The organism is Bradyrhizobium sp. Bra64, assembly GCF_024519875.1.
GTDB lineage: Bacteria > Pseudomonadota > Alphaproteobacteria > Rhizobiales > Xanthobacteraceae > Bradyrhizobium > Bradyrhizobium japonicum_G.
The window spans coordinates 201,977-214,840 of the sequence record NZ_JALJRD010000001.1 but is presented as its reverse complement, the minus strand read 5'-3'; the positions used below and the strand labels follow the sequence as shown (position 1 = coordinate 214,840).

Annotated in this window: 13 protein-coding genes; 6 read left to right on the top strand and 7 right to left on the bottom strand. The window is 64.5% G+C overall.

Annotation, left to right across the window (positions count from 1 at the left end; translation table 11 throughout):
* Positions 1 to 51 precede the first annotated feature (51 nt).
* Both NR187_RS01005 and NR187_RS01000 read right to left on the bottom strand, forming a co-directional pair.
* The gene (locus tag NR187_RS01005; RefSeq protein ID WP_211386222.1) at positions 52 to 972 is read right to left on the bottom strand and encodes an amino acid ABC transporter substrate-binding protein; all 921 of its coding nucleotides are present in this window, start codon (positions 970 to 972) and stop codon (positions 52 to 54) included.
* A 12-nt stretch (positions 973 to 984) separates the two neighbouring features.
* On the bottom strand, positions 985 to 2,280 hold the full coding sequence (locus NR187_RS01000; RefSeq protein ID WP_211386221.1) for a dicarboxylate/amino acid:cation symporter: 1,296 nt from the start codon (positions 2,278 to 2,280) through the stop codon (positions 985 to 987).
* Between the two features lie 209 nt (positions 2,281 to 2,489).
* Between NR187_RS01000 and NR187_RS00995 the strand changes: the two genes are divergently transcribed.
* The 5 genes from NR187_RS00995 (at position 2,490) to NR187_RS00975 (ending at position 7,807) form a co-directional block, all read left to right on the top strand.
* Complete coding sequence (locus tag NR187_RS00995) at positions 2,490 to 3,491, top strand: NADP-dependent oxidoreductase (RefSeq protein WP_211386220.1); 1,002 nt, start codon at positions 2,490 to 2,492, stop codon at positions 3,489 to 3,491.
* A 155-nt stretch (positions 3,492 to 3,646) separates the two neighbouring features.
* Positions 3,647 to 4,516 (top strand): hypothetical protein, encoded by an 870-nt coding sequence (locus NR187_RS00990; protein ID WP_256805514.1) that lies wholly within the window; start codon positions 3,647 to 3,649, stop codon positions 4,514 to 4,516.
* Between the two features lie 136 nt (positions 4,517 to 4,652).
* Entirely contained in the window at positions 4,653 to 4,868 is a 216-nt protein-coding gene (locus NR187_RS00985) for a hypothetical protein (protein ID WP_211386218.1), read from the top strand.
* A 189-nt stretch (positions 4,869 to 5,057) separates the two neighbouring features.
* Positions 5,058 to 6,197: an FAD-dependent monooxygenase gene (locus NR187_RS00980; protein WP_211386217.1), complete on the top strand. Its 1,140-nt coding sequence runs from the start codon at positions 5,058 to 5,060 to the stop codon at positions 6,195 to 6,197.
* Positions 6,194 to 7,807 (top strand): benzoate-CoA ligase family protein, encoded by a 1,614-nt coding sequence (locus NR187_RS00975; RefSeq protein WP_256805512.1) that lies wholly within the window; start codon positions 6,194 to 6,196, stop codon positions 7,805 to 7,807. Before NR187_RS00980 ends, NR187_RS00975 begins: the two co-directional genes overlap by 4 nt.
* Before the next feature lie 30 nt (positions 7,808 to 7,837).
* Here NR187_RS00975 and NR187_RS00970 read toward each other — a convergent pair whose 3' ends face one another.
* Both NR187_RS00970 and maiA read right to left on the bottom strand, forming a co-directional pair.
* Positions 7,838 to 8,350 (bottom strand): MarR family winged helix-turn-helix transcriptional regulator, encoded by a 513-nt coding sequence (locus NR187_RS00970; protein WP_211386215.1) that lies wholly within the window; start codon positions 8,348 to 8,350, stop codon positions 7,838 to 7,840.
* Positions 8,340 to 8,972: a maleylacetoacetate isomerase gene (gene maiA, locus NR187_RS00965; protein WP_256805511.1), complete on the bottom strand. Its 633-nt coding sequence runs from the start codon at positions 8,970 to 8,972 to the stop codon at positions 8,340 to 8,342. Before maiA ends, NR187_RS00970 begins: the two co-directional genes overlap by 11 nt.
* 91 nt (positions 8,973 to 9,063) lie before the next feature.
* Between maiA and gtdA the strand changes: the two genes are divergently transcribed.
* Positions 9,064 to 10,104, top strand: a complete 1,041-nt coding sequence (gene gtdA, locus NR187_RS00960; RefSeq protein WP_256805510.1) for a gentisate 1,2-dioxygenase — start codon at positions 9,064 to 9,066, stop codon at positions 10,102 to 10,104.
* 121 nt (positions 10,105 to 10,225) lie between these two features.
* On the opposite strand, the gene NR187_RS00955 is transcribed toward gtdA, so the two are convergent.
* The 3 genes from NR187_RS00955 to NR187_RS00945 are packed head-to-tail and all read right to left on the bottom strand — an operon-like array spanning position 10,226 to position 12,837.
* Entirely contained in the window at positions 10,226 to 11,050 is an 825-nt protein-coding gene (locus NR187_RS00955) for an ABC transporter permease (protein ID WP_211386212.1), read from the bottom strand.
* Positions 11,043 to 11,816, bottom strand: coding sequence for an ABC transporter ATP-binding protein (locus NR187_RS00950; RefSeq protein ID WP_211386211.1), 774 nt, complete (start codon positions 11,814 to 11,816; stop codon positions 11,043 to 11,045). Before NR187_RS00950 ends, NR187_RS00955 begins: the two co-directional genes overlap by 8 nt.
* A 16-nt stretch (positions 11,817 to 11,832) precedes the next feature.
* The gene (locus NR187_RS00945) at positions 11,833 to 12,837 is read right to left on the bottom strand and encodes an ABC transporter substrate-binding protein (protein ID WP_211386210.1); all 1,005 of its coding nucleotides are present in this window, start codon (positions 12,835 to 12,837) and stop codon (positions 11,833 to 11,835) included.
* Positions 12,838 to 12,864: the final 27 nt, after the last annotated feature.

The window sequence follows — 12,864 nt, the reverse complement described above, 5'->3', positions numbered from 1 at the left end:
TGCGCTATTGGCTTTTGGAGCTGAAGACGGCAGGGGAGAAGGAAGAAAGCACTAATTATTCGCGCTCGCCGAATCGTCCATCGCCTTGAAGGCTTCCTCGAGCTGCAGCGAGATCGGCACGTTCATCCGTTCGCCGGTGGGAAGCCTTGCGGTGAACCATTTGTTGTAGAGCGGGACGAGGTCGTGGTTGGAGCCTAGCCTGCGGAAGGTTCGCTCGACCACGGCCGACAGTTGCGGCTCGCCCTTGCGGAACATGATGCCGTAGGGATCGTAGGACAGGTAATCGCCGGTGACGCGGAACTTGTCCTGGGCCTTGTGGCGCACGATCAGACCGAAGAGCAGGATGTCGTCGGTCGCGAACGCATCGGCCTTGCCGTCGGCGAGCATCTGGAACGACTGCTCGTGGTCGGCGCCAACAGCGATGTTCAGCCCCAGCGAAAACTTCTTGTCGGCCGCCTGGATCGCCTGCTCGTTTGTGGTGCCCTTCGTCACCACGATGGTCTTGCCCTTCAGATCGGTCAGCGACTGGACGCTCGACGCCTTCGGCACCATCAGCTTGGTGCCGGCGACAAACATCAGCGGCGAAAATGCCACCCGCCTGGCGCGCTCGGCATTGGCAGTGGTCGAGCCGCATTCCAGGTCGATCTTGTTCTGGAGCACGGCGTCGATGCGGTCGTCCGAGGTGACCTTGACGTAGTCGATCTTCAAGTTGGGATCGTCGACCTCGACACCGATCTCCTCGACGATGGCCTCGCAGAGCTCGAGGCTGTAGCCGATCGCGCGATTGGCCTGGTCGAGGAACGAGAACGGCGGCGAGCTCTCGCGATAGCCGAGCCGCACGGTATGCGCGTTCTTGATGGCCAGCAGCGTCGGGCTAAGCCCTTCGCTGCCGCCGGTCTGGCCGGAGGCACCTGTTGCCAGCAGGCACGCTGCCAGCAACAGGCCGCCCGAAATCGCCGTTGAAAGGCGCATGTCGATTTCCCTTCAATGGCCGGCCATCGCGGGTACTTCGCCAGGAACCATGTCTTCGGGCACGGCGTCGCCGGGGCCCATCGCATGCTCCGGCCCGAGCTCGCCTTCCCATTTCGCAACGACCGAGGTCGCGAGCGTGTTGCCGATCACGTTGGTGGCGCTGCGGCCCATGTCGAGGAAGGTGTCGATGCCCATGATCATGAGCAGGCCCGCCTCGGGGATGCCGAACTGCGACAGCGTCGAGGCGATCACCACGAGGGAGGCGCGCGGCACGCCGGCGACGCCCTTCGAGGTGATCATCAGCGTTGCCAGCATCGCGAGCTGCGTGCCGAGCGGCATGTCGATGTGATAGCTCTGCGCGATGAAGACGCTCGCGAAGGTGCAGTACATCATCGTGCCGTCGAGGTTGAAGGAATAGCCGAGCGGCAGCACGAAGCTCGAGATCCGCGACGAGGCGCCGAAGCGGTTGAGGCCCTCCAGCGTCTTTGGATAGGCCGCTTCCGAGCTCGCGGTCGAGAACGCGATCATCAGCGGCTCGCGGATCAGCTTCAACAGATGACTGTAGCGCGGCCCGATCACGATGAAGCCCACGACAACCAGAATGCCCCACAGGATCATCAGCGAGAGATAGAAGCCGCCCATGAAGACGATGAGCTTCCAGAGCACCAGCAGGCCGTTCTTGGCGACGGTCGCGGTGATGGCGGCCCAGACCGCGAACGGCGCGAACAGCATCACATAGCCGGTCACCTTGAGCATGATGTGGCCGATATCGTCGATCAGCGCCAGGATCGGCTTGGAGCGCTCGGGCATCGAGCCCATCGCCACCGAGAAGAACACGGCGAAGATCACGATCTGCAGGATCTCGTTCTGCGCCATCGCGTCCGCGATCGAGGTCGGGATCAGATGGGTGAGGAATTTCTCGATCGAGAAGGCGGACACCGGCAGGCCGGTCGACTGCGCCTTGTCAGGTAGCGTGCCGGGGAAGTTCGCGCCGGGCTGGAGCAGATTGACCATCACGAGGCCGAGCATCAGCGAGACGAAGGAAGCACTGACGAACCAGCCCATGGTCTTGGCGAAGATGCGTCCGAGCTTGGAGCCCGAGCCCATATGAGCGATGCCGCCGACCAGGGTCGCAAACACCAAAGGCGCGATGATCATCTTGATCAGGCGCAGGAAAATCACCGCAATCAGATTGATGGACGAGGCCCAGTCGCCCCGCGTGTCGGGCAGGAAATTGTAGATCGCCGCGCCCATGATGATGCCCAGCACCATCGCCACCAAGATGTATTGCGTAAACCTGTTCGACATAGACGACCCCCGCTACACCGGCCGCTTCATGATGTCGCAGATATGACGATGACGCAACACGCTTGGCGTGCAGGCGCCAGGGCGGATGTTCCCGTTGCGAAGCTGGCGGCCGCGATCTAGCCTTCATGCAGCGCACAACGAATGCGGCCTGCACGTTTTCTTTGCGGCTGCTGCATCAATAATCGTCAACCAAGCGAAGAGGAAACGCCATGAGCGGCAGCGTCAATCGCCAGATTCTTCTGGTGGAAAAGCCCAGCGGCAAGCTCGGCCCCGAGCACTTCAAGATGGTCGAAGGCGCGCTGCCGGAGCCGAAGGACGGCGAGGCCTTGCTGCACGTGCGTTACATCTCGCTCGACGCGGCCAACCGCGCCTGGATGCACGGCGCGACCTATCGCTCGGCGGTCGAAGCCAACAGCGTGATGGCCGGCGGCGCCATCGCCGAAGTGGTCAGCTCGAAGGCGCCGGGCCTTTCAGCAGGCGACATCGTGTTCGGCGACACCGGCTGGCAGGAATATGCCGCAGTGCCGGCCAAGCATCTCACCAAGATGCCGAAGCTCGAGCCGATGACGCATCTGCTCAGCGTGTTCGGCATCGCCGGCCTCACCGCCTATTTCGGCCTGCTGGAAATCGGCAAGCCGCGCGACGGCGAGACGGTCGTGGTCTCGGCAGCCGCGGGCTCGGTCGGCTCGATCGTCGGGCAGATCGCCAGGATCCAGGGATGCCGCGTGATCGGCATCGCCGGCGGCGCCGACAAGTGCAACTGGCTGACCTCCGAACTCGGCTTCGATGCCGCCGTCGATTACAAAGATGGTGCTGTCTTCAAGGCGCTGCGCGCGGCTGCGCCAAAGGGCATCGACGTCTATTTCGACAATGTCGGCGGCGACATTCTGGAAGCCTGCCTGCCGCAGATGAACAATTACGGCCGCATCGCCTGCTGCGGCGCGATCTCGCAATATGACAGCGCACCGTCCGCGCACGGTCCGCGCGGCGTGCCGGGCCTGATCGTGGTGAAGCGGCTGGTCATGCAGGGCTTCATCGTGATGGACTACATGAAGGAGAGCCAGCGCGCGCTCGCCGATCTCCAGGGCTGGGTGAAATCCGGCAAGCTGAAGGTGCAGGAGGACATCATCGACGGCCTCGAGAACACGCCGAAGGCGCTAATCGGATTGCTCGCCGGCGAGAACCGCGGCAAGCGCATGGTCAAGCTCTGACGACGTAGTTACGTCGCATTTGCGCAGGCATAATCTACTTGCGGTAGAGGCCAAAGCGGCCAAAGATACCGCTCGCGAGGCATCACTCGCGACGATTGCGCTTGCATCACATTTGAAAAACGTCGTCGTTACCGGCAGGGCAGGAATTCACTCAGATGTTCAACACGTTGAAACACGCATCAACGCGCACGGCGTTGCTCGCGGCAGCGCTCTTCGCAACTGCAACAGGCGCGTTCGCGCAAGCGCCGACCGACGCGCAGAAGAGCGCGATCCGGTCCGCATGTCGCTCGGACTTCATGGCGCACTGCTCGAGCGTTACCCCCGGTGGCGTGGAAGCGTATCAATGTCTGGCGAAGAACATGTCCAGCCTGTCACCCGGATGCCAGACCGCGGTTCGCGCGGTCGAACCCGCTGCAGCTCCGAAGACCGAAGCCGCTCCCGCCAAATCCGAACCGGCAAAGACCGAAGCGGCGCCAGCCGCACCGAAGACGGAAGCTGCACCCAAGGCTGAGTCGGCGCCTGCCGCGCCGAAGGCTGAATCGCCCCCCCCGACCAAGCCGGCCGCCGCAGCGGCCGCCAAGCAGCCGAGCAGCGCGCAGGTTGCAGCGGTCAAGAGCGCATGCCGCTCCGACTATCCCAAGGTCTGCGCCAGCGTGCCGCCGGGCGGCGCGCCCGCGCTCGAATGCCTGGAGAAGAACAAGGCAAAAGTTTCTCCCGCCTGTGGGAAGGCCCTCAGCGCCGCGGCCGGCGGCGGCGCGGCAGCAACGGCAGCAACGGCAGCGCCCGCGGGCGCAGCTCCTGCAGCGGCGGCAACACCGGCGGCCGCGCCAGCCGTGATCGTTCTGCGCCCGCTGCGTCCGCGCGAAGAGCTGTTCATCGTCCGCTCGGCCTGCGGCGCCGACATCCGCACGCTGTGCGCTGGCGTCGCGCCCGGCGGCGGCCGCATCGTGCAATGCATCGCCGGCAATGCCGCGTCGCTGTCGCCCGCCTGCAAGGACGTGCTGGCGCCGTTCGCGGCGCGATAGGATCGACACGCGACTGCGCGCACGGAAGCGCGGATAGCGCTTGGCGGCGTGCGTGAAGGAGCTTCGCACGCCTACGACGACAATCGCGGAATTTGCCGACAATCGATTTCGATCACGACAAGATCAGGAGAACAACATGCGTTCATTGCTGCTTATCGCTTCCGCACTCCTCGCCTTCGCGGCAACCATGACGATCGAGGCCACCGATGCCAACGCGGTGGTGTGCGCGCGCGGCGTCTATCGCGCCGGCTGCGCCGGGCCGAACGCGGCCGTGGTGGTCCGCAAGCCGGTTCCGGTGGTCCGCTGCACCCGGGTGCTGGTGAACGGGGTCTACGTGAAGCGCTGCGTCTGATGCGCGGATAGCCAAGCCGTTGCGGTTTGGCTATGCTCCGAACGTAATGGTTTCGGACACGCGCCAAACGTGTGTTTGGAGCGAGTTTCGGCGCGCCTTGCCTTGCTGATAATTCCGCTGGCGCGGGAAGCCGGAGCCCATTAGTCTACCCCTAGATAGTAAGTATACTGTCAAATAGGGAGGCAGACGTTGCGGATCGCCGTGATTGGCGGGGGGCCCGGTGGGCTCTACTTCGCCTATCTGTGGAAGAAGCGTCACCCCGAGGATCAAGTCGACCTGTTCGAACAGAACCCGGCCGACGCGACCTGGGGGTTTGGCGTCGTGTTCTCCGACCAGGCGCTGGAATTTTTGCGCGCCGACGACCCCGAGACGGTCGACGCAATCGCGCCGCATATGGAGAGCTGGGAGAACATCACTCTGAACCTGAGCGGCGACAGCGTCGCCATCGACGGGGTCGGCTTCTCCTCGATCGGGCGGCTCGAGCTGCTCAGGTTCCTGCAGCAGCGCGCGCTCGATGCAGGCGTCACCCCGCGCTTCGACACCCAGATCCACACGATCGACCAGCTCAACGGGCATGACCTGATCGTCGCCGCGGACGGATTGAACTCGCTGGTGCGCCGCGCCTTCGAGGGCGATTTCGGCACCTCGCTGTCCTACTCCTCCAACAAGTTCGTCTGGTACGGGACCTCGAAGCGCTTTGACACGCTGTCGCAGACGTTCGTCAAGACCGACCGCGGCGCCTTCAACGCCCACCACTACCGCTACTCGCCGACCATGAGCACCTTCCTGGTCGAATGCGACCACGCGACATGGCAGGCCTATGGTTTTGCCTACAAGGACGTCGAGCAGTCCAAGGGCGTCTGCGAGGAGGTGTTCGCGGACACGCTCGGCGGCCATTGTCTCGTCTCCAACAAATCGCTCTGGCGCAACTTTCCGTGGGTCTGGAACGAGCATTGGTCGTTCAAGAACATGGTGCTGCTCGGCGACGCCCTGCACTCGGCGCATTTCTCGATCGGCTCGGGCACGCGGCTCGCGATCGAGGACGCCATTGCGCTGGTCAAGGCGCTCGAATCGGACGCGCATCTTTCGACCGCGCTGCATCGCTACCAGGCGGCGCGCAAGCCGGTGGTGCAGAAGCTCGTCAATGCTGCGCGCACCAGCGCGTTCTGGTACGAGCACTTTGCCCAGCATATGCAGCAGGGCCTGATGGACTTCGCCTACAGCTACATCACCCGCTCCGGCCGCATCGACGACTCCCGCCTGCGCGCGATGTCGCCGGCCTTCATGGCGCGCTACGAAGCCGCAAAGAACGGCGGAGACGAGGCATGAGCAACCAGATTTGCGATCAGGTGCCCGCCGACAGTCCGGGCGCGCGCGAGATCGGCTTTTCCGTTCCACTGGTCTACAACGCCAGCCGCGTGCTGTTCGACAATCTCGGCAAGGGCCGCGGCGACAAGCCCGCGCTGATCGGTCCCGCGGGCAGGCGGACCTATGCCGAGCTGTGTGCAGAGGCTTGCCGCTGGGGCAACGGCTTTGCATCGCTCGGCCTGAAGCGCGGCGATCGCGTGCTGCTATTCCTCGACGATACGCCGGCCTACCCGGCAGCGTTCTTCGGCGCCGTGCGCGCCGGCTTCGTGCCGCTGCTGATCAACACGCTGACGCCGCCGGATCTGCTGCAATTCTATCTCACCGATTCCGGCGCCGCTGTTGCGGTGGCGGACGCCGAGTTCTGTGCGCGGTTCAATGCGGAAGCCTGCAAGGACACGAATCTGCGTACCCTGATCGTCGTCAACGGCGCGGCGGGCGATCACGCCGCGCCGAGCGCCGTTGCTGCCGCCGGCTGGCTCGCGCAATTTCCGGCCGAGCTGACGGAAGCCGACACGCATCGCGACGAGATGGCGTTCTGGATGTACTCCTCCGGCTCGACCGGTCGGCCCAAGGGCATCGTGCATCTCCAGCACGACATGGCCTACAGCGAGGCGGCCTTTGCGCAGAACGTGTTGAAGCTGGCGCCCGGCGACATCTGCTTCTCGGTGCCGAAGATCTTCTTCGCCTACGGCTTCGGCAACTCCGTCACCTTCCCGTTCTCGGCCGGCGCGGCGACATTGCTGCTGCCGGGCCAGCCGAAGCCCGCATCGATCTTCTCGGCGATCGAGCAGTACAAGCCGACGGTCTTCTTCGGCCTGCCGACGCTCTACACGTCGCTGACCAAGGCCGAGGGCGCGCACGAGACCGACTTCGCCTCGCTGCGCATCGCGCTCTCTGCCGCCGAGGTGCTCTCGGCCGACGTCTTCAATGGCTGGAAGACGCTCACGGGCCTGGAGATCGTCGAAGGACTCGGCTCGACCGAGGTGCTGCACATCTACCTCTCCAACCGCCCCGAGCGGAAGAAGCTCGGCGCCGCTGGTCTGCGCGTGCCCGGCTACGAGGTCGCGCTGCGCGACAAGGACGGCCGCGACGTCGCCGACGACGAGGAAGGCATCTTGTGGGTCCGCGGCGATTCCAACACGCCGCTGTACTGGAACCGGCCGGACAAATCCGCCGAGACCATCCGTGACGGCGGCTGGATCTACACCGGCGACCGTTTCGTCCGCGATGCCGACGGATTCCACTTCTTCCGCGGCCGTGCCGACGATCTCATCAAGATCTCCGGCCAATGGGTCTACCCGCTCGAGGTCGAGCTCTGCCTCGCCGATCACCCCGACATCCGCGAATGCGCGGTGTTCGCGGCCGAGCTGCCCGACCGTCGCATGACGCTGAAGGCGGTGGTTGTGATGAACAGCCGCGCCGCCGACCAGCGCGAAGCGACGCGGCGGTTGCAGGACTATGTGAAGGGCAAGCTGCTGCCTTACAAATATCCGCGCGAGGTGATCTTCATCGACGAGTTGCCGAAGACGGGGACGGGAAAGATCGACCGGCAGGCGCTGCTGCGGATGTGAGGCGACTGCACAGCCTCACTCACACCGCCCTCACCCCGCCTTTCCCAGATGCTCCAGCGCATCCTCCGCGCGTAGCGGCACGCGTGACGCCTCGTTGTTGAGATCGACGAGCTGGACCAGCAGCCCCATCAGCGCCTTGCGCTCAGCGGGCTTCAGCGGCTCCAGCATCCGCGCCTGCGCGCGTTCGACCGCGGGAATGATCTCGCGCAGGATCGTCGCGCCGGACTTGGTCAGATAGAGCAGCTTGATCCGCTTGTCCTCGGGTGCCGGTTTGCGCTCGACAAAATCCTTGGCCTGAAGCCGCTCGATCACGCTGCCGAGCGTCGAGCGGTCGAAGGCGATCACCGCGGATAGCCGCGTCGCGTCGATGCCGGGATGGGTATGGATCGCGATCAGCGCCGCGTATTGCACCGGCGTGAGATCGAACGCCTTGCACTCCTCCATGAAGATCGAGACCGCGATCTGCTGCATGCGCCGGAACAAATAGCCCGGCGCAGCATAGACCGCGTCTATCGTGATGGGCGGTGCAGGCTTACTCGGCATCGGCCTGCTTTTCCGGCGCGGCGTTGGCGAACGCCGCAAGCGCCTTGGCTGCGGCTTCCGCCCTGAGCAGCCGTGGATAGGCCGAGACGTCGACGCCGAAGCGGCGGGCGTTCGCGAGCTGCGGCACCAGGCAGAGATCGGCGAGCGTCGGGGCTTCACCGAAGCAGAACGGTCCCGGCTCGTCCCTGATCAGCGTCTCGCAGGCCGAGAGCCCCTCGCGGTTGACCCACGCCGCCCACTCCTGGACCTTCTCCTCGGCAAGGCCGAGCTCGCGCAGGCGCGCCAGCACCTTCAAATTCTGCACCGGATGGGTGTCGCAGGCGATCGCCAGCGCGAACGCCCTGACCTTCGCGCGTTGCAGCGCATCCTTCGGCAGCAACGGCGGATTGGGATGGGTCTCGTCGAGCCATTCGATGATCGCGACCGATTGGGTCAGCACAGTACCCGTATCATCCTCCAGCGCCGGCACCAGGCCTTGCGGATTGATGGCCAGATAGGCGGGCGCGCACTGCTCGCCCTTGCGAAGGTGATGCGGCAGATGCTCGGCACCGAGGCCCTTCAGGTTCAGCGCGATCCGTACCCGATAGGCGGCGCTGGAGCGGAAATAGCCGTGCAGCTTCATGGGAAGCCTCCCTGTCATTCTTGTTCGTCAAGTTGACGCTACCTAGATCGTCAGTATACTGTCAATCAACAAAACGAACGGGAGCCGCACCATGGAAGCCGTGACCAAGACGCCCGAACGCGAGGCCTTCTACAAGAAGATCGACGGCGAAAATCTCACCGCGCTGTGGACGGTGATGGGCGATCTGATCACGCCGGAGCCGAAAAGCGCCTGCCGGCCGCATCTGTGGAAATTCGACGTCATCCGGGACTACATGACGGAGGCCGGCAAGCTGATCACCGCCAAGGAGGCCGAGCGGCGCGTGCTGGTGCTCGAGAATCCCGGCCTGCGCGGCCAATCGAAGATCACGACCTCGCTCTATGCCGGCGTGCAGATGGTTGTCCCCGGCGACGTCGCGCCCGCGCACCGCCATAGCCAGTCGGCACTGCGCTTCGTGCTCGAAGGCAAGGGCGCCCACACCGCGGTGGACGGCGAGCGCACCGCGATGGAGCCCGGCGACTTCATCATCACGCCGTCGATGACCTGGCATGATCATTCCAACGAGACCAGCGAGCCGATGTTCTGGCTCGACGGCCTCGATATTCCGCTGGTGCAGTTCTTCGACTGCTCCTTCGCGGAAGGATCGAAGGAAGACCAGCAGAGGATCACCAAGCCCGCCGGCGACAGCTTTGCGCGCTACGGCCACAATCTGCTGCCGGTCGACGTGAAGCGAAGCTCGAAGACCTCGCCGATCTTCAGCTATCCCTATGCCTATACCCGCGAGGCGCTGGAGAAAGCCCGCGCGAGCCAGGAATGGGACGCCTGTCATGGACTGAAGCTGAAGTTCAGCAATCCCGAGACCGGCGATTTCGCGATGCCCACCATCGGCACCTTCATCCAGCTGCTGCCAAAGGGCTTCAAGACCGCGCGCTATCGCGCGACCGATGCGACCGTGTTCTGTCCGATCGAGGGACGCGGCCGCAGCCGCATCGGGGACGCTGTTTTCGAATGGGGCCCGCGCGATCTGTTCGTGGTGCCGAGCTGGCAGTGGGTGACGCACGAGGCGGACGATGATGCCGTGCTGTTCAGCTTCTCGGATCGGCCCGTGCAGCAGAAGCTGGATCTGTTTCGCGAGGATCGCGGGAATGCGTGAGGCACCGCTCTCGTAGGGTGGGCAAAGGCCCTCTTGCGCCGTGCCCACCACGCCTTCGCGAGTGATGAGAGGATGGTGGGCACGCTTCGCTTTGCCTACCCTACGGCAGCGGTGATTTTGGCTACCGCCAGTGCAGCAACCTGGTCTCCAGCCAACCGATCACCTTCCCCACCGCCAATCCAAACACCGACAGGATCACCACGCCCGCGAGCAGTTGATCCGTCTGCATCAGATTGCCGGCCTGGAGCACGAATGCGCCGATGCCGTATTGCGCGCCGATCATCTCGGCGCTGACGACGAGCAGCAGCGCCACCGAAGCGGTGATGCGGAAGCCGGCGAGGATCGCGGGCAGCGCGCCGGGCCAGATCACCTTGCGCACGATGGTGGCGAAGGGGACATTGAAGCTCTGCGCCATGCGGATGAGGTTGCGCGGCACGGCATCGACGCCGCTATAGACCGAGATCGCGGTCGAGAAAAAGACCCCGAGCGCAATGGTCGCGATCTTCGGCTCTTCGCCGATGCCGAGCCAGAGGATCAGCAGCGGCAGCAACGCGATCTTCGGGATCGGAAACAGCGCCGAGATGAAGGTGATGCCGACGCTGCGCGCAAGCCGCGACAGGCCGATGGCAAAGCCGACGACCACGCCGGCCGCGGTTCCCAGCAGCCAGCCCACGCCGATCCTCAGCAGTGACGCCGAGAGATGCTGCCAAAGCGCGCCGGAAACGGCGAGCTGGTAGATGGCCCGCGCGATCGCGGATGGCGCCGGCAAGAACAACGGATTGACGAGACCGGTGCTGCCGGCCGCCTGCCAGATCGCGATGACGAGCGCGAGCGCGATCCAGCCGCCAAAACGGCTGCTGGCGGGCACGAAGCCCGCGCCGCGGAACCGGACGCGCCGGGCTGCTTCATCTTTCACAGATGTTCCCGCCGGAGCGCGATCAAGCATGCTGCACCTCGCGCTCGGCATCGATCGCCTCGTTGCGGATCAGCGACCAGATCTGGTTCTGAAGCGCGAGCAGCTTTTCGCGGGCTGCGATTTCACCGCGTTCGGCGCGCGTCATCGGCACGCTCACGACCTCGCGGATGCGGCCGGGACGCCGCGACAGCACCACGATGCGGTCGGCAAGCCGCGCCGCCTCTTCGAGATTATGCGTGACGTAGACCGCGCCCATGCCGCCATCGGCGAGCAGGCGGACGAAATCCTCCATCAGGAGCTCGCGGGTCTGCGAATCCAGCGCCGAGAGCGGCTCGTCCATCAGGAGAATGGCCGGCCTGACCGCGAGCGCGCGCGAAATGCCGACGCGCTGGCGCATGCCGCCGGAGAGCTGCTTTGGATAGGTTTTGCGGAAATCGGTCAGGCCGGTGCGGCGCAGCGCATCCTCGACCAGCGCGCGGCGCTGGGTGGCCGAGAGTGGGGTGTGCAGCAACGAAAATTCGACGTTCTCCTCCACCGTCGCCCAGGGCAGCAGCGCAAAATCCTGAAACACGAAGGTCAGCGGATTGAGACTGTCCGCCGGCGGCGATCCGCGCAGCTCCGGCGCACCGGACGTCGGCTGCAGCAAGCCGCCAAGGATCGACAGCAGCGTGCTCTTGCCGCAGCCCGACGGCCCGACGATCGCCACCACCTCGCCGGCGCTGACCGTGAACGAGACGTCGTCGAGCACGGCGAGATCGCCGAAGCGATGGCTGATGTGGTTGGAGATCAGGTCCATAAGGTACGTTCTACTCTCAATCCGCCTTCACATATTCCTTGGCGATGATCGCATCCGCGTCAAAACCCTTGTCGGCAAAGCCCTGCTCCTGGAGCCATTTGATCTGGTTGTCGACGTTCTTCACGTCGAGCTTGCCGTCGGGATCGATATAGGCGCAATTGCCGACCACCTGCTCGACCGGCAGATTGGTGTACTTTGCGATGATCTCCAGCAGCGGCTTTGTCTTGTCGTTGATCGGCGCCACGCCGTTCTTCATCGCGGCGAGGATGACGTCGTGATATTCGCGATCGGCTTTCGCCAATGCGCCGAGCAGCTTCGTCACCAGAACCTTGTTGGTCAGCGTCTTCGGCGAGGCGAACACCGCGCCCAATTGCCAGGGCGTCTCGTCGCCGACCCAGCCCAGGAATTTCGCGCCGCCGTCGTCGATCAGCTTTCGCGCGGTGGAAATCGGCAGCAGCGCCGCATCGACGGTCTCGCCCTTCAGCGCGGCCGCCGCGTTCGACAGCGATTGCAGCGGCACGATCTTCACGTCGGCGAGCTTGAAGCCGTATTTGTCGGCGAGCAGGCCAAGCGAATAGTGAAAGCTCGATCCGACCTGCGTCATCGCCACGCGCTTGCCCGCGAGATCCTTCGGCGTCTTCAGTCCGGCCGCATAAGCATTGTTGCTGGCGAAATAGCCGATCAGGGGATAGCCGGCCTTCTCGCGGCTCATGCCGCCGATCACCTTCAACGTGCCCTTGCCGGCGAGATTATAGAGACCGGCCGTGAAGGCGGTGACGCCGAAATCGATGTCGCCCGACGTCGTCGCGACCGCGATCGGCTGGGCAGCGTCAAAAAACTTCAGCTCGACGTCGAGGCCGGCCTCGCGGAAATAGCCCTTGTCCTGCGCGATGAACACCGGCGCGGAGGACGACAGGCGGAGCACGCCGATCCTGGCCTTCAGCGCGTCCTCGGCCCGGACCGTGCTCGTCGCCATGATTGCCAAAAGGCCCGCAAGCGCAAGCCGCATCATCCCGATCATCCCGTTTCCTCCAATGGTTCTTTTGGT